Raw genomic sequence first — 17904 nt, forward strand, 5'->3', positions numbered from 1 at the left:
CCATGTGAGAGTAGGTCATCGTCAAGATTCAATTCCGAAACCCCTATCTGCGCAAGCAGGTAGGGGTTTTGTCTATAAGTAGAAGTCCCAATATTTCGCTGAGGTTGGCTAAGCCAACCCGGCACACGGAATTTCTTGACGACCATAGAGCATTGGAACCACCTGATCCCATCCCGAACTCAGCAGTGAAACGATGCATCGCCGATGGTAGTGTGGGGTTTCCCCATGTGAGAGTAGGTCATCGTCAAGATTCAATTCCGAAACCCCTATCTGCGCAAGCAGGTAGGGGTTTTGTCTATAAGTAGAAGTCCCAATATTTCGCTNGACAGCCCGTACTGCATCGCGCTGTCTTGCAGCCTGCAACAGGTTCCGGTGATCGTCCTGAGCCGTGTTGCGCAATCCCATGGCTTCCAGATTGAAGCGCAGGAAGCGCTCCTCCTCGATCAGCCCTTCATCTATTAGGTTCAACAACCGGCGGTTACCGGCCTGTGCGTAAAGCGTCCAGTGGAAGGCCCGGTTGAGACGACTGATCTCGACGTAGTCCGAGGTTCGTTCCAGGCGCTCGATACAGTCCTGGGCGAAGGCGAAATCAGGCTCTTCCAGCAGGGGCACCGACAGGCGCAAGGCTTCGCACTCCAGAAGCATGCGCAGGGCGTAGGTTTCCACGGAATCGTGGTTGATCAGGGGGGCTACCACCGCGCCCTTGTGATGCACGACTTTCAGCAGGCCTTGTGCTTCGAGTTGACGCAGGGCTTCGCGCACGGGCATTCGACTGACGCCGAACAATGTGGCGAGTTCTTGCTGCCGGATGGCCATGCCACAGGGCAGGCGCCCGTCGTAGATCGCTGCGCGAATCCTTTCTTCGATCACCGAGCGTGCCAAGTGCGCGGGCACCTGTTCACTGCCCAGGATGCTGGCCAGCACAGTGGATTTTTCAGTCACGCCAAACAGCCTCAGTCAATTTGCGCCATCCTGACGTAAGCAGTTACACATTGAAAGATGGCAGGTTTGAATAACGTCCCAGCCAAGCCGATAGCCAGACGAAGTGCAGTGCCGAAGCGACGAACAGGCTGCACAGGGTCATGAGAAAGTGATTTCATCGTGCCATTGTTTTTTGTCATGCGCCCCCGCACCATGGTGGGCTGAATTGCCTCCCTGGCGGATCGAACACGTTGGTTACACGGCTGAAGTACCTACAGACGGTGCGCTGTCTCGCGATCGCCTTTGCCTTGGCAGGCACGTTGCTGGGCGGGCTTCGCGCCGACTGGGACTTCAATCAGATCAGTCGCCGTGCCGAGGCGCTGTATGGGCCTTTAGGTGAAGGTGCGCAGCGCATTGATGCGTGGCAACGGTTGTTGGCAACCCAGAAGCCGCTCAGCGAGGGCGAGCAGCTGGAAGTGGTGAACCAGTTCTTCAATCATCAACTGCGGTATCGAGAGGATCTCGATCTGTGGCGCGAAGTCGACTATTGGGCCACGCCGGTGCAGTCGCTGCTCAAGGGTGCCGGCGACTGCGAGGACTACGCGATCGCCAAGTACTTCAGCCTGCGCCATTTGGGCGTTGCCGCCGACAAGCTGCGCATCACTTACGTCAAGGCGTTGCGACAGAACCGTGCGCACATGGTACTCACCTATTACGCCACACCGACGGCCATGCCCCTGGTGCTGGACAGTCTGATGGACCCAATTCTGCCTGCCAGCCAGCGCCAGGACCTGCTGCCCGTCTACGCCTTCAACGGTGAGGGGTTGTGGCTCACCGGCGCTGGTGGCAACAAGAAGGTAGGGGATACCAAGCGCCTGTCGCGTTGGCAGGACGTACTGAAGAAAATGACCGCAGAAGGCTTTCCGGCGAGTCTGGATAATTAAGTGGAGCAACGATGTCTCTGTTCAAACAACTGTTGATCGCGATATGCCTGTTTCTGGTGGTGGCTTTCACTGGCAGCTTCATGGTCAGCCTGGAAAGTTCGCGCACTCAGTACGTCAACCAGCTGCGCTCCCACGCCCAGGATGCGGCCACGGCGCTGGCGTTGTCGCTCACGCCCAATATCGATGACCCGGCAATGGTCGAACTGATGGTCAGCTCGATCTTCGACAGCGGGTATTACGCCAGTATTCGCGTGGTCAACCTGGCGGACGACAGTGTCATCGTCGAACGTGCGGCCGAGCCGGACGGCAGCGGCGTGCCGGCCTGGTTCGTCAAGATGATCAACCTGGCGCCGGCCGGCGGTGACGCGATCGTCAGCCGCGGTTGGGAGCAGGCAGCCCGGGTCGAGGTGGTCAGCCACCCGATGTTTGCCGTGGCCAAGCTGTGGCAGGGCGCGTTGGGCAGCCTGGGCTGGTTGTTGCTGTGCGGCGCGGTCAGCGCCGCGCTGGGCGCGCTGCTGTTGCGGCGCCAGCTGAAGCCGCTGGACTACATGGTCGAGCAGTCGCACGCCATTGCGCGCAGGGAATTCCTCAGCCTGCCGGATCTGCCGCGCACTCCCGAGCTGCGCCGGGTGGTGCAGGCGATGAACCAGATGGTGGAAAAACTCAAGGCACTGTTCCACGAGCAGACCGTGCGCAGCGAACGGCTGCGTATCGAGTCGTACCAGGACAGTCTGACGGGCCTGGCCAACCGACGCTATTTCGAGATGCAGCTGCACACCCGTGTCAGCAATCTCGAGGAAGCCAGTGCAGGCTATCTGGTGCTGTTGCGCATCAACGACCTTGCGGGCCTCAACCAGCGCCTGGGCGGACAGCGAACCGATCAGTTGCTGCAGGCGGTGGGGCAGCAGTTGCTGCGCACCTGTGCGCGCCACCCTGAGACGCACAACCTGATCACCCGCAGCCGTGGTGGCGAGTTTTCCATACTGGCACCGGGCATGGTGCGCGAAGAGGCGCAGCAGCTCGCTCAGGAGCTCGACGCGAACCTGCGCAGTCTGGCGCAGACCGGCGCTACCGATCTGCTGCCGGTGGCTCACCTGGGACTGGCGCCGTACACCCCCGGTGACGACCCGCAGGCATTGCTCAAGCTGGCGGACGAGGCCCTGGCGCAAGCCGAGGGTGCCGGCGAGTGCAATTGGGTGTGTCTGGAGCACATGGCGCTGGCGACCGTGGAGAACGATCACCACGCCTGGCACATGCTGCTCGACGAGGCCTTGGCCAAAGGCCGCTTCCAGCTGTACTTCCAGCCGGTAGTGAGCAGCGTGGATACCACGCATGTGCTGCATCACAAGGTGCTGTCGCGGCTGATCGACGAGCAGGGCCAGGCGGTCGCTGCTGGGCGATTCCTGCCCTGGCTGGAACGCTTCGGCTGGTCGGCGCGACTGGATCGGCTGATGCTGGAGCTGGTCCTTGAGCATCTGCGCAAGCACGATGCCACACTCGCCTTGAACCTGTCGGCGGCCACTTTGAACGATCCCCAGGCGCTGGAGGGTTTGTTCGACAGACTGGCGCAGTATCCTGCCCTGGGCCCGCGCCTTACCCTGGAGATAGGCGAGGAGCAGATTCCCGAGCAGAACGTGCTCGAGCAGCTCACGCGGCGTTTGCGCAGCCTGGGCTACAGCCTGAGCCTGCAGCGTTTTGGCGGGCGTTTCAGCATGATCGGCAACCTGGCCCACCTGGGCCTTGGCTACCTGAAGATCGACGGTAGCTACATTCGCGCGATCAACGAGGAAAGCCACAAGCGTCTGTTCATCGAAGCCATTCAGCGGGCAGCGCACAGTATCGACTTGCCGCTGATTGCCGAGCGGGTCGAGACGGAAGGGGAGTTGCAGGTGATTCGCGAGATGGGTATTGCCGGCGTCCAAGGACAGCTGGTGGGCGAGCCGCAGCCCTGGAAGCTTGGCTAGGGCTGTTGCGCGTGCCTTCGCCTACCTTCGGACCGTGCCGTTGCCGGCGCGGTGGTGGAGGGGACGCAGGCTTCAGATCAAGCCGGTTTCGTCGTCGTTGATCAATTGATTCAGGCCGCCAAGCGCCACCCGTGCGCTGGAACGATCCTTGAGCTTGGCCTGGGCCGCTGCCGGTAGATCGGTCACACGGATGATGCCTTTGCTGGTCAGTACCTGGATCAGGTCATCGAGTACCCGAATCATGTCCAGATCGCTCTGCTTGAGCTGTTTCAGGCTGGTTTCGACCACATCGTTGGCGTACCACGCCTGTATCTCATGATGATCGGCAGGCAGGGTTTCTGTGGCCTCGGCAAAGGCTGCCGCTTCCACGCGGACCAATGCACCTTGTCGATCGCGTTGCACGTAGAACATCGAAGCGCTCCCATCGAAAAAAACCTGCCGAGACTGCAGGGCAGTCTCGGCAGAGATTACACGGATTCAGAACCAGTGGATGCCGCTGGCGGCCGACTTGCTGGGCCGGCCGCCGACTGCATCAGTCGTGGTGCTTGACCAGCAGGTCGCCACCGGAAATCAGCGACTTGATGGCATCGGTGCCGCTGCCCCAGTGCGCATTGTCGACCTTGATGGTGACGTCTGGCGTGACCGTGGCCGAAGCCGAGGTCATGCCGCCCTTGGTGCTGATCTGCAGGGTCGAGTTGCCGGCCGTGTCGGTGCTCAGCTTCAGGTAGTTCGCCAGGTTGGTCTCGGCGTCCGATGGCAACAGGTCGGACAGATCAAGCTTGTCGCCCTCGGCATGGCTGAAGTCCTTGATGGTGTCGGTACCTACGTCACCGGTCTTCCACACGAACGTATCTTTGCCGGCACCGCCGAAGAGCACGTCGTTGCCCGCGCCGCCGCGAATGGTGTCATCGCCGCGCTGGCCATAGATGATGTCGTTGCCATCACCACCGTTGAGGAAGTCGTTGCCCCCCTTGGCGACGGTGAACAGGCCGGCCTGGCCGTCTGAGCTGGCAGCGCCGACGTTGAACTCGCTGGCGTGCTTGGTGATGTAGTCATGCACCTGCTCGGAGGTGACGGAGCTGGTGTTGGTGACCGACTTCACGTACTCGCTCAGCGCCGTCGTGCCCTCGGTGGTGACGCCTGCCTTGGTGAAGGAGATGGTGTCGCCGAACAGGATGTCGTGACCGTCGCCGCCGTTGATGGTGTCGCCACCGGCAGTGATGAGGCTGTTTTTCAGTGCCGCAGCGATATTGGTGACGTCGATCTTGCTTTGTACTTCGCCATCGCTGTCGAATTTCTGCAAGGTTGCCACGGTGGCGCTGTTGGCGTTGTTGCCAACACCGATGGCTTCCACGGTCGACACCTTGGCCAAGGCTGCGAAGCCTTCGGCGGAGCCATCGATGACGGCACTGGTGGTGGTAGAGCCGTTGCCCTGGCGATTGCCGGCAGCGTCGAGGTAGTAGTTCGGTTCGCCGTCGGTGATCAGGTAGCTGAGCTTCACCGCGCCAGTGTTGCTGGTGGCCTCGGTACCGTTGAACCAGGTCGCCGCCTTGAAGAACGCCGACTCGTAGTTGGTGCCACCGGTTGCCGTGATCGCATTGAGGCCCAGGCCTGCCTTGATGGCATCCACCGACATGTTCGGCGTCAGCGTCAGCGTGGCGCCTTGCTTGGAGTCGGTGCCGAAGTCGACGATGGTCACCTTGACCGTGCCGCCGCCCAGGTTCTGCGAGAGCTGCTGGATCGCGGTGGCGACCGAGTCCTTCGCACTGGCCAGGGTGTCCTTCATGCTGCCCGAGCGATCCAGGATGTAGGCGATGTTGTAGCTGGCGCCGTTCTGGGTCTGGGTCGGGGTCACGTCGCCGACGATGATGTCGCGGCCGGTGGTACCGTCCAGCGTTTCGGTGCCGGCGTTGCCGGTGATCACACTGTAGCTCTGCTGGGTCGCCACGACGTGCACGGTCAGCGTTTGCTCGGCCGCCGATGCGGCCTCGGCACTGCCGTCCTTGGCAGTGGCATTGACCTTCAGGTTGATGTCGCCGACCGGGGCGTTGGCTGCGGTGGTAAGCGTCAGGGCAGACAGGTTCCAGGTGCTGACATCCGCCGTCTGGGCAGTGCTGCTGGCGGTGAAGCTGTGGGTACCGTCGCTGAGGGTGGCACCGGCCTGAATGTTGGAGATGGTCGTGGTCAGGGTTTCGGAGCCGTCACGGTCGACCAGTTCCGAAGAGATCGCTGACAGCGCGATTGCCTTGCCGGCCACGCCGGTGTTGCTGGTGGTGGCCAGCGTAATGTTGTCCAGCAGGCCGCCGAACGAGTTCTTGTCCACCGAAGCGAAAGTCAAGGTCTTGCTCGCCGTGCTGTCCACCGGCAATTGCAGGCTGTAATGCACCATGCCCGGTGTGGTGCCGTTGATCACGGCCACAACCTTGTCGCCCCACATGACCTTGATGTCGGAATCGCCTTCATGGCCTTTACGCGGCGAGTAGTCGAAGTCCAGCGTGTACAGGGAACCGGCCTTGGCGTTGGACACGACGGTGTAGAGGTCGCTGGCATCGCTTTCGCGGCCTTCCAGTTCGATGACCTTGGTGGTGCTGGCCGTGCCGTTGTAGACGCTGTAGGGATTGACCTCGATGTAGTTGCCGGCGTTGTTGGTTTTCCATGCCTCGCCCAGTTGGCTGACCTGAGCGCTGGTAACGGTGTTGGCATCGGCTGCCAGCGACCAGGTGGTCGGGCTGGCAACGCTGAGCAGCGGGGTGTCGCTGACGGGCGCCACGGTGACGTTCAAGGTGCTCACGGCACCGGTATCAGTGGTGTAGGTGACCGTCGGCAGGCTGCCGCTCCAGTTTTCGTAGGCCTTGATCGGGGTGTAGGTGTAGCTGCCATCGCTGGCGATGGTCAGGTTGCCGACCGTTACCGACTGGTTGCCGACGGTTGCGGTGACCGGCGCCGAGGCATGGCCGCTGGCGTCCATCGCGTAGCTGGTGCCGCCGATGCTGAACTTGGCCACGGTCAGGCTGTTGTCGCCGTCGCGATCATTGGTCAGCACGTTGCCGTTCAGTGTGACGCCTTCATCGACCGTGGCGGTATCGACCACCAGGTTGTTGTCGATGATGTTGATGGCGACACTGGCGTGGGCCGGATCTGTGGTCAGGCTCTGGAAGTTGCCACCGGTGACCGAGTCGATGGTCACCACCAGCTGTTCGGTGCCTTCGCGCAGTTGATCGCTCAGGGCGCTGATGGGGAAGGTCGCGGAGGACTTGTCGGCGTCGATGACCACGGTGGTCTGACCCTGGAAGTCGGCGCCGTTGGCGGCCTTGCCCGAGTAGTTCAGAGTGACGGTAACCTGGCTCTTGGTTTCGTTGCTCAGGGTCAGGGTGTAGATCGCCGACTGACCTTCGATGATCCGCTCGGCGCCCGTGATACCGATGGTGGTTTGTGGACCGGTTACGGCGGTGGTGGCCGAAACGCCCTGGTACTGCAGGTTTTCGAAGTTGCCGTCGATCAGCTTGCCGTCGGCAGCGCTGGCGATGCCGGCAATGGCAACGGTCAGGATACCGGCGCGCGATGCATCGTTGCCCACCGTGTAGTTGACGAAGCCTTGCTTGGCATTGGCAGCGATATCGATGGTCTGGCCGTTCGACAGTACCAGTTTCAATGCCTTGTCGGCGGCATGGTCGAGCGTGGCGGTGTACGTGATCACGCCGCCGTCGTTGACCGCCGAGGTGGCGTTCAAGGTGACCTTGGTGGCGTCGATGGTGTCGTTTACCAGCACATTGACCGGCGTGGTGCCTGGGACCAGCGTGACGTCGCCGCCACCGGTCACATTTTGGATAGTGCGGCTGACCGAGTCGGCATCCTTGTAGACGTCATCCAGCGGCGCAGCGACCGTGATGGCGCTTGCCGAGGCACCTTTGGCAATGCTGATGCTGTCGCCATTGCCGATGTCGACCCGGACGGTTTCCAGGGCGTTGACGGTATTGCCGTGCAGGTCGGTCAGGGTCGCGGTGTATTTGATCACACCGCCTTCGACTGCCTGCGGTTCGGCGGACAGGGTCACGACCACCGCTGGCTTGACTGCCAGCATGCTGTTGGCGACCACCGAAGTCGCGCCGTTCACGCCATTGCTCTGCACGCCAGTATCGGTCACTTCGACCGACACCTGGCGCACGGTGCTTTCCGGATGCTCGCCGGTCGCCTGGAACTTGATCGAGTTGATCAGCTCCTGATACGCGGCACGGCTGGCCATGCCTTCCAGGGTGATGGTCATGGTGCCATCGCTGGCAACGCCACCGACCTTGTAGCCAATGCCCTGGGCAGTGGTGCCATTACCGGTTTCGAACGCCGAGCTCAGGGTGTCACCGGCCATGGTGTTCTGGATGACGATCTTCGCACCCTGCAGTTGATCGCCGGCGCTGTTGTCCTTGTCGCTGATGCTCAGGCCCGAGACCAGGTTGACCGATTCTGCCGAGCCTTCGTTGAAGACTACCTGCTCGTCCATGACCACCACTGGCGCGGTGTTCACGGCGTCGACGATGACGTTGAGCGGCTGGGTGACCGACGCAGGGTTGGCCAAGTCAGCGCTCTCGGTGGCGATGGCCTTGACTGTCAGGGCCAGAGTGCCGATGAAGTCGGTCGGCGGCGTGATGGTGAGGGTCTTCAGATCCCACTGGGTGATATCGGCCGTGCCGTTGCCACCGGCTTCGGAAACATAGCTATGGTTGGCACCGTCGCGCAGCACCGCGCCCTCCGGGATACCGCTGATCTGAAGCACATGCTGCTCGGATTTATCGGCGGTGTCGCCAAAAGTCACGTTGATGGTGCTCAACTGGATCGCAGTGTTTTCGGCGCCGTGGTTCAGTTCGTAGCCGGCGTAGTAGCCATCACCATTGCCGTCGACGTGCGAGGTGACGGTGATGCCCTGGTTCACCAGGTCGGCGATGTCGGTGTACAGCGGCACGCCGCTCTGACCGATCGAGGTCGCAGGACCCTGGTCGACCGACAGGTTCAGGTCGTAGAAGCCTGGACCGTTCTGGTTGTGATGGTACAGGTCGAGGCTGTAGTAGCCGGTTTCAGCCGGCGTGATGCTGCCGCTGAAATCGCCCGAGGTTGGGTCGACACCGGCACCCCAATGGGCGGTGCCCAGGTCCTTGCCGCCAACGTTGATCAGCAGGCCGTCGTCGGCCTTGCCGCTGAAGGTGTAGGTCTTGCCGGCTTCGAGGAAGATCACGCCGGTGACCTTGGTCCCGGTGCCTTGCACGATGTTGGTGTCACCGACATCGGCGATGACCACGCCCGGACGACTGCCTGCTGCTTCGATGGTGGACTTGATCTGCGCGGGATCGGCGCCTTCGCCGGTCGTGCCCAGGCCCTGCAGGTCGGTGTAGGTGTACTTGATCAGACCGGTCGGAACGACGTAGCCCGGGGTCAGGCTCAGGATCGGCGCGTCGGCCACCGGCGCGATGTCGATGGTGACGGTGCCCGGCTTGCCCACCAGGGCATCGACCGTCGGGGTAAAGGTGAAGCTGGCGTAGTCGCTGCGCTGATCACCGGTGCCGGCGTTGTTGTAGGCATCGCTGCCCGACTCGTCGGCCACCGGGACAAAGCGCAGGACGCCGGTGTCGATCTGGGCCTTGCTGAAGGTAGTGCCCACGTCGGCCTGGGTCAGATCTCTCCAGCCCGTGCCGTCGTTGAACTGCAGCGAGCCGTTCGCCGGCAGGCTGGTGAACTTGATACCCAGGTCGAGGCCGGGGTTGGCGGTTGGCTGGATGTTGAACGAGGCCCAGTCCAGTGCCACGGCGGTGTCCTCGGTGCCGCTGAGCTTGTTGCCCGCCACGCCGTTGTTGTCGCCGTTGTCGCCGTTGTCGCCGACTACCGGAGCATCGTTGTCGATGATGGCGGTGTTGACGCTGGCAGCCTGCGGGTTGACCACCAGGCTTTCGAAGTTGTCGCCGGTTGGCGTGGCGATGGTCACCACGACGTTTTCGCGACCTTCGACCAGGCTGTCATCGACGATGGGCAGCTGGAACTGGACGCTGGTCTGGCCCTTCGGAATGGTCACGGTGATGCTGTCCTGACCTTGGTAATCGGCACGTGTCGCGCTGCCGCCGTAGGTCAGGTTCAGGGTCACCTGGGTGTCGGTGTTGGTCGGGTTGCTCAGGGTCAGGGTGTAGACGGCCGACTGGCCTTCGGTAGCCGACGCATCGCCAGTCAGCCCGATGGTGGTCACGTCGATGCTGTCGCCGACCGGGGTCACGACCGGGGTGGTGTTCGGGGTCAGTTGCTCGTAGGTGCCGCCGGTGGCGCCAGTGATCGTGGTGGAGATCGAGTCGGCGCCTTTGTACACATCGTTGCCAACCACGTAGGACACCGAACCCGACGTCTGACCCACGGGAATGGTGATGGTCTGGTTGTTCGACAGCGTCACGACGACCGGTGTGCCGGTCACGGTGTCACCTACGGTCGCGGTGTAGACGATGGTGCCGTTTTCCAGCACGCCGCCTGCAGGCGTTTGTGCCGTGAGCACGACATTGGTGACGTCGGTGACGGGGTCGACGATGACGTTCAACGGCTGGCTGACCGACGCTGGATTGGCGACATCGGCGCTTTCGGTGGCAGTGGCCGTAACGGTCAAGGCCAGAGTGCCGTTGTAGTTGGCCGGTGGCGTGATGCTCAGGGTTTTCAGGTCCCAGCCAGTGATGTCGGCTGTACCGGTGCCGCCGTCGTTGGAAAGGTAGCTGTGGTTGGCGCCGTCACGCAGCACTGCACCCACCGGGATGCCGCTGATCTGCAGCACGTGCTGTTCAGAGCCGTCACGTGTATCGCCGAACGAGACGTTGATGGTGCTCAGCTGGATGGCGGTGTCTTCGGCACCGTGATTCAGTTCGTAGCCGGCGTAGTAACCGTCGCCATTGGCGTCGACGTGCGAGGTGACGTTGATGCCCTGGTTCACCAGGTCGGCAATGTCGGTGTACAGCGGCACGCCGCTCTGACCGATCGAGGTCGCAGGACCCTGGTCGACCGACAGGTTCAGGTCGTAGAAGCCTGGACCGTTCTGGTTGTGATGGTACAGGTCGAGGCTGTAGTAGCCGGTTTCAGCGGGCGTGATGCTGCCGCTGAAGTCACCCGAGGTCGGGTCGACACCGGCACCCCAATGGGCGGTGCCCAGGTCCTTGCCGCCAACGTTGATCAGCAGGCCGTCGTCGGCCTTGCCGCTGAAGGTGTAGACCTTGCCGGCTTCGAGGAAGATCAAGCCGGTGACCTTGGTCCCGGTGCCCTGCACGATGTTGCTGTCACCGACATCGGCGATGACCACGCCCGGACGGCTGCCTGCCGCTTCGATGGTGGACTTGATCTGCGCGGGATCGGCGCCTTCGCCGGTCGTGCCCAGGCCCTGCAGGTCGGTGTAGGTGTACTTGATCAGCCCGGTCGGAACGACGTAGCCCGGGGTCAGGCTGAGGATCGGTGCGTCGGCCACCGGCGCAATGTCGATGGTAACGGTGCCCGGCTTGCCCACCAGGGCATCGACCGTCGGGGTAAAGGTGAAGCTGGCGTAGTCGCTGCGCTGATCACCGGTGCCGTCGTTGTTGTAGGCATCGCTGCCCGACTCGTCGGCTACCGGCACAAAGCGCAGTGCGCCGTTGTCGATCTGGGCCTTGGTGAAGGTGGTGCCCACGTCGGCCTGGGTCAGGTCTCTCCACTCGCCATTGTCGTTTTGGAGTTGCAGCGAGCCGTTGACCGGCAGGCTGGTGAACTTGATGCCCAGGTCGAGGCCGGGGTTGGCCGTCGGCTGGATGTTGAACGAGGCCCAGTTCAGCGCCACAGCGGTGTCTTCGGTACCGCTGAGCTTGTTGCCCGCCACGCCGTTGTTGTCGCCATTGTCGCCGACCACCGGAGCATCGTTGTCGATGATGGCGGTGTTGACGCTGGCAGCCTGCGGGTTGACCACCAGGCTTTCGAAGTTGTCGCCGGTCGGCGTGGCGATGGTCACCACGACGTTTTCGCGACCTTCGACCAAGCTGTCATCGACGATGGGCAGCTGGAACTGGACGCTGGTCTGGCCCTTCGGAATGGTCACGGTGATGCTGTCCTGACCTTGGTAATCGGCACGTGTCGCGCTGCCGCCGTAGGTCAGGTTCAGGGTCACCTGGGTGTCGGTGTTGGTCGGGTTGCTCAGGGTCAGGGTGTAGACGGCCGACTGGCCTTCGGTGGCCGACGCATCGCCGGTCAGGCCGATGGTGGTCACGTCGATGCTGTCGCCGACCGGGGTCACGACCGGGGTTGTGTTCGGGGTCAGTTGCTCGTAGGTGCCGCCGCTCACACCGGTGATTGCAGTGCTGACGGTATCAGCGCCCTTGTACACATCGTTGCCGATGACATAGGACACCGAACCGCTGGTGGCGCCGACTGCGATGGTGATTACCTGACTGTTGGACAGGGTGACCACCACGGGTGCGCCGGTCACCGGCGAATCGACGGTGGCGGTGTAGACGATGGTGCCGTTCTCGACAGCGCCGCCTGCTGGAACTTCGGCAGTGAGGACCACGTTGGTCACGTCGGTGACCGGGTCCACAATGACGTTCAATTGCTGGCTGACCGACGCCGGGTTCGCCGGGTCGGCGTTTTCGGTGGCGATGGCGGTGACGGTCAGGGCCACGGTGCCGTTGAAATCGGTCGGTGGGGTGAACGTCAGGGTAGTCAGATCCCAGTCGGTGATGTTGGCCGTGCCGTTGCCGCCGGCTTGGGCCGTGTAGCTGTGGCCAGCGGCGTCACGCAGTTCTGCACCGACCGGAATGCCGCTGATCTGCAGAACGTGCTGCTCGGAGCCGTCGCGCACATCGCCGAAGGAAACAACGATGGAGCTCAGCTGGATCGCGGTGTCTTCGGCGCCGTGGTTCAGTTCGTAGCCGGCATAGTAGCCATCGCCATTGGCGTCGACGTGCGGAACCACATCGATACCCTGCTTGATGATGTCGCTGATATCGCTGTAGACCGGCACGCCGCTCTGGCCGATCGAGGTCGCAGGACCTTGGTCGACCGAGAGGTTCAGGCCGTAGAAGCCTGGGCCGTTCTGGTTGTAGTGGTACAGGTCGATGCTGTAGTAGCCGGTTTCGGTCGGCGTGATGCTGCCGCTGTAGTCGCCCGAGGTTGGATCGATACCTGCGCCCCAGTGAGCGCCGTCCAGGTCTTTGCCGCCAACGTTGATCAGCAGGCCGTCGTCGGCCTTGCCGCTGAAGGTGTAGGTCTTGCCGGCTTCGAGGAAGATCAGGCCGGTGACCTTGGTCCCGGTGCCCTGCACGATGTTGGCGTCGCCCACATCGGAAATGATCACGCCCGGACGGCTGCCGGCCGCTTCGATGGTGGACTTGATCAGCGCAGGATCAGCGCCTTCGCCGTTGGTGCCCAGGCCCTGCAAGTCGGTGTAGGTGTACTTGATCAGGCCGGAGATGCCCTGGGCTACGGACAGCACGGGGACGTCAGCCACCGGCCTGATGTCGATGACCATGGTGCCCGGCTTGCCCACCAGGGCATCGACCGTCGGGGTGAAGGTGAAGTTGGCGTAATCGCTGCGCTGGTCGCCCGTGCCACCGTTGTTGTAGGCGTCGCTGCCCGACTCGTCGGCTACCGGGACAAAACGCAGTGCGCCGGTGTCGATCTGGGCCTTGCTGAAGGTGGTGCCCAGATCGGCCTGGGTCAGGTCTCTCCAGCCCGTGCCGTCGTTGAACTGCAGCGAGCCGTTCGCCGGCAGGCTGGTGAACTTGATGCCCAGGTCGAGGCCGGGGTTGGCGGTCGGCTGGATGTTGAACGAGGCCCAGTCCAGTGCCAGTACGGTGTCTTCGGTGCCCGTCAGTTTGTTGCCTGGAACGCCGTCGTTGTCACCCACCACAGGAGCATCGTTATCGATGATCGTGGTGTCGACGCTGGATGCCTGGGGATCGACCACCAGGCTTTCGAAGTTGTCGCCGGTCGGCGTGGCAATGGTCACCACGACGTTCTCGCGGCCTTCCACCAGGCTGTCATCGAGGATCGGCAGTTGGAATTGCACGCTGGTCTGGCCGCGCGGGATGGTCACGGTGATCGTATCCGGACCTTGGAAGTCGCTGCGCGAAGCAGTGCCGCCGTAGCTCAGGTTCAGGGTGATCTGCGTGTCGACATTGGTCGGGTTGCTCAATGTCAGGGTATAGGTCGCCGACTGGCCTTCGGTGACCGACGCATCGCCGGTGAGGCCGATGGTGGTGACATCGATGATATCGCCAACCGGGGTTACGACTGGCGTGGTGATCGGGGTCAGCTGTTCGAAGTTGCCGCCGGTTACACCGGTGATCGCGGTGCTGATCGTGTCGGCGCCTATGTAGACGTCATTGCCCAGCGCATAGGAAACCGTGCCGCTGGTTTCGCCAACGGCGATGGTGATGGTCTGGTTATTCGACAGGGTAACGACAACCGGCGTACCGGTGACGGGCGCGCCGACGGTGGCGGTGTAGAGGATGGTGCCGTTTTCCAGGGCGCCGCCCGCAGGGACGGTTGCGGTCAGTACGACGTTGGTCACATCAATGCTGTCGCCCACTGGCGTCACGACCGGGGTGGTGATCGGCGTCAGTTGTTCGAAGTTGCCGCCAGTCACGCCAGTGATGGCAGTGCTGATGGTGTCCGCACCGTTGTAAACGTCATTGCCCAGAGGGAAAGAAACGGTGCCGCTGGTTTCACCCACACCGATGGTAATGGTCTGGTTATTCGACAGGGTAACGACAACCGGCGCGCCGGTGACAGGCGCGCCGACGGTGGCGGTGTAGAGGATGGTGCCGTTTTCCAGAGCGCCGCCTGTAGGGACGGTGGCGGTCAGTACGACGTTGGTCACGTCGATGCTGTCGCCGACTGGCGTCACGACTGGGGTGGTGATTGGAGTCAGTTGTTCGTAGTCGCCACCGGTGGCGCTGGTGATTGCGGTGCTGATGGTGTCGGCACCGTTGTAGACGTCGTTGCCCAGAGGGAAGGAAACCGAACCGCTGGTTTCGCCAACAGCGATGGTGATGATCTGGCTGTTCGACAGGGTGACGACGACTGGGGAACCAGTGACAGGCGCGCCGACGGTGGCGGTGTAGAGGATGGTGCCGTTTTCCAAGGCGCCGCCCGCAGGGACGGTAGCGGTCAGCACAACGTTGGTGACGTCGATGCTGTCGCCGACTGGCGTCACGACCGGAGTGGTGATCGGGGTCAGCTGTTCGAAGTTGCCACCGGTTACGCCGGTGATGGCTGTGGAAACAGTGTCCGCACCGTTGTAGACGTCGTTGCCCAGCGCGAAGGAGACCGTGCCGCTGGTTTCGCCAACGGCGATGGTGATGATCTGGCTGTTCGACAGGGTCACGACGACCGGGGAGCCAGTAACGGGCGCGCCGACGGTGGCGGTGTAGAGGATGGTGCCGTTTTCCAAGGCGCCGCCCGCAGGGACGGTAGCGGTGAGCACGACGTTGGTCACATCGATGCTGTCGCCCACTGGCGTCACGACCGGGGTGGTGATTGGAGTCAGCTGCTCGAAGTTGCCACCGGTTACGCCGGTGATCGCAGTGCTGATGGTGTCAGCGCCGTTGTAGACGTCATTGCCCAGAGGGAAAGAAACCGTGCCGCTGGTTTCGCCTACGGCAATGGTGATGATCTGGCTGTTCGACAGAGTCACTACAACCGGGGAGCCAGTCACTGGCGCACCGACGGTGGCGGTGTAGACGATGGTGCCGTTTTCCAGAGCGCCGCCCGCAGGGACGGTGGCGGTGAGCACGACGTTGGTCACGTCGATGCTGTCGCCCACTGGCGTCACGACTGGGGTGGTGTTCGGGGTGAGCTGTTCGAAGTCACCACCGGTTACGCCGGTGATGGCAGTGCTAACGGTGTCAGCGCCGTTGTAGACATCGTTGCCCAGAGGGAAGGAAACGGTGCCGCTGGTTTCGCCCACACCGATGGTGATGGTCTGGCCGTTCGACAGAGTGACGACGACAGGGGAGTTAGTCACTGTCGCGCCAACGGTGGCGGTATAGAGGATGGTGCCGTTTTCCAGAGCGCCGCCCGCAGGGACGGTAGCGGTCAGGACAACGTTGGTGACGTCGATGCTATCGCCGACTAGCGTTACTACCGGAGTGGTGTTCGGAGTCAGTTGCTCATAGTTGCCACCGGTTACGCCGGTGATCGCGGTACTGACTGTGTCAGCGCCGTTGTAGACATCGTTGCCCAGAGGGAAGGAAACCGAACCGCTGGTTTCGCCCACACCAATGGTGATGGTCTGGTTGTTCGACAGGGTCACGACAACAGGCGAGCCAGTCACTGGCGCACCGATGGTAGCGGTGTAGACGATAGTGCCGTTTTCCAGGGCGCCACCCGCAGGGACCGCAGCGGTCAGAACGATGGTCGTAGTGTCGATCGAGTCGACGATGTTGACCACCGCAGGCGTCGTGCTCGGCACCAGGCTTTCGAAGTTGCCGCCGGTAGCACCGGTGATCGTGGTGTTGATGGTCGTCGGGTTGTTGTAGACGTCATTGGCCGGCGCGGCGACATCGACCGACCCCGAGGACTGGCCTGCCGGGATAGTGATGGTGGAGCCGTTGGAAAGGGTCACGGTCACCGGCGTCTGCGCCGGGTTGGTGAGCACGGCGGTGTAGGTGATGGTGGTGCCTTCGGTGACCGGGTTGTTGCCCACGGTCAGGGTCACGGTGGTGACGTCGATGGTGTCGTCGACACGGGTAACGGCTGGGGTCGGGTCGGTAGTGACCACCAGATCGCCACCGCCCGTGGTACCGGTGACCACCACGGAAATCTGCGACGGGTCGATATACGGCGTGTTGGTGTCCGGTACGGTGACGTTGACCGCGCCCGTGGTCTGGCCTGCGGGGATGAGCACCGACTGGCCGTTGGACAAGGTGACGGTCAGGTCGCTGGACGGCGCCTGGGTCAGGGTGGCGGTGTAGGTGATCACGCCGCCGGCTTCGGTGATGGCGGTAGTCGCGGTCACGGTCAGCGTAGCGGTACGCAGGACTGGCCCGTCGGCATCGGTATCAGCGTTGATCGGGTTGGTATCGCCCACGATCTCCCGCGCGTTCGGACCTGCAGCGCCGTTCGGGCCTTCGGTGGGATAGCCCACGGTTGGATCGACTTCACCCGCGGTTTCACTGAGCAATACGAAGCTGTGACTGCCGCCGCCTTCACCGCCGGTGTCATTGGCGCCGGGGCCCGCAGCGGTGGCTTCGAGGTCTTGGGTAGGGTCAGCGCCGGCCGCGATGGCCTGCTGCAATTCCGCTACCGAAGGGGCCGCCTGGGCAGTGGCCGCGCTCAGATCAGTGCTGGAGTCCGGGGTGTTGGCGCTCCATTGCGTCTCGCGCCCCAGATCGATGGTGCGGCCGTCAGCCAGCTCCAGCGTAACGGCACCCGCCGCGCCGGTAACCACCTGCTCCCCGGCGAACAGACGATCCCCTTCGATGAGCACACGGCGAATCCCCTCTGGGGATACTGCGAACACTTGGCCAACAATGCTTTTGACGATGGCAACAACACTGCTCATGTAGGGGACTCTCCGGGGGTGACCATTCGTTGGTACGGTGCCTGAACATCACCAAAGACGGCGACGGGCATTCGGTACATTTTTATGCTGTAATATTGACGCCAACTAATTGTCTAAAATTCGCAGAAATGAACTTTCTGACAATGTATTGACCTATTTGGCGCCATCCTAAACAATCCATTGTGTAATGTCACATTGATATTTCTCGGCTATGCAAAACGCCTCAACAGGGTGAGTTCATTGACGTCAAGACGGCTGCGACTGACGTTTTTTGCAGATGGATGTGACAAAAAAAGTCGCTTGTGAAATATCGCAGGGACGACACGAGAGATGTCCGCGCTACTTGGCCTGACCACAGGCTGCACGTAGCACGAATCCTGCCAGGCACAGGTTGGGCGCCGCGCAGCCTGTGCATGAGCGCGAGGTCAGCCCTGCGCCAATTATGCAAGTCATGGATGTGAAACGCATGTTGGCAAGTCATCGATGAATGCCGCACTGATAGTGCCGACCGATGGACATATATCGCATTGGAAAGTTC

General features: G+C 62.3%; 4 protein-coding genes, 1 rRNA gene and 1 pseudogene. 3 read left to right on the forward strand and 3 right to left on the reverse strand.

The genetic code is table 11. From position 1 onward, the window contains the following. Positions 1–134: 134 nt before the first annotated feature. Positions 135–250, forward strand: a 5S ribosomal RNA gene (gene rrf, locus IFT80_RS09925). Between the two features lie 74 nt (positions 251–324). Here the strand turns inward: rrf and IFT80_RS09930 are convergent. Next, positions 325–942, reverse strand: a pseudogene (locus tag IFT80_RS09930) (GntR family transcriptional regulator); the annotation flags it as partial. Between the two features lie 260 nt (positions 943–1202). On the opposite strand from IFT80_RS09930, the gene lapG reads away from it, so the two are divergent. Continuing rightward, positions 1203–1865, forward strand: coding sequence for a cysteine protease LapG (gene lapG, locus IFT80_RS09935; RefSeq protein ID WP_240998858.1), 663 nt, complete (start codon positions 1203–1205; stop codon positions 1863–1865). Between the two features lie 11 nt (positions 1866–1876). Further along, positions 1877–3829: a cyclic di-GMP receptor LapD gene (lapD, locus tag IFT80_RS09940; RefSeq protein ID WP_192058787.1), complete on the forward strand. Its 1953-nt coding sequence runs from the start codon at positions 1877–1879 to the stop codon at positions 3827–3829. 72 nt (positions 3830–3901) lie between these two features. Here the strand turns inward: lapD and IFT80_RS09945 are convergent, their stop codons facing one another. After that, positions 3902–4240, reverse strand: coding sequence for a tryptophan synthase subunit beta (locus IFT80_RS09945; RefSeq protein ID WP_122480651.1), 339 nt, complete (start codon positions 4238–4240; stop codon positions 3902–3904). A gap of 121 nt (positions 4241–4361) precedes the next feature. Then, positions 4362–17366, reverse strand: a complete 13005-nt coding sequence (locus IFT80_RS09950; protein ID WP_192137478.1) for a retention module-containing protein — start codon at positions 17364–17366, stop codon at positions 4362–4364. Positions 17367–17904: the final 538 nt, after the last annotated feature.

The organism is Pseudomonas sp. CFBP 8771, from assembly GCF_014841695.1.
Taxonomy (GTDB): Bacteria; Pseudomonadota; Gammaproteobacteria; order Pseudomonadales; family Pseudomonadaceae; genus Aquipseudomonas; species Aquipseudomonas baltica.

Coding starts and splice junctions, on each gene's coding strand:
- lapD (WP_192058787.1), top strand. CDS start 1,877: ATGTCTCTGTTCAAACAACTGTTGATCGCGATATGCCTGTTTCTGGTG.
- IFT80_RS09945 (WP_122480651.1), bottom strand. CDS start 4,240: ATGTTCTACGTGCAACGCGATCGACAAGGTGCATTGGTCCGCGTGGAA.
- IFT80_RS09950 (WP_192137478.1), bottom strand. CDS start 17,366: ATGAGCAGTGTTGTTGCCATCGTCAAAAGCATTGTTGGCCAAGTGTTC.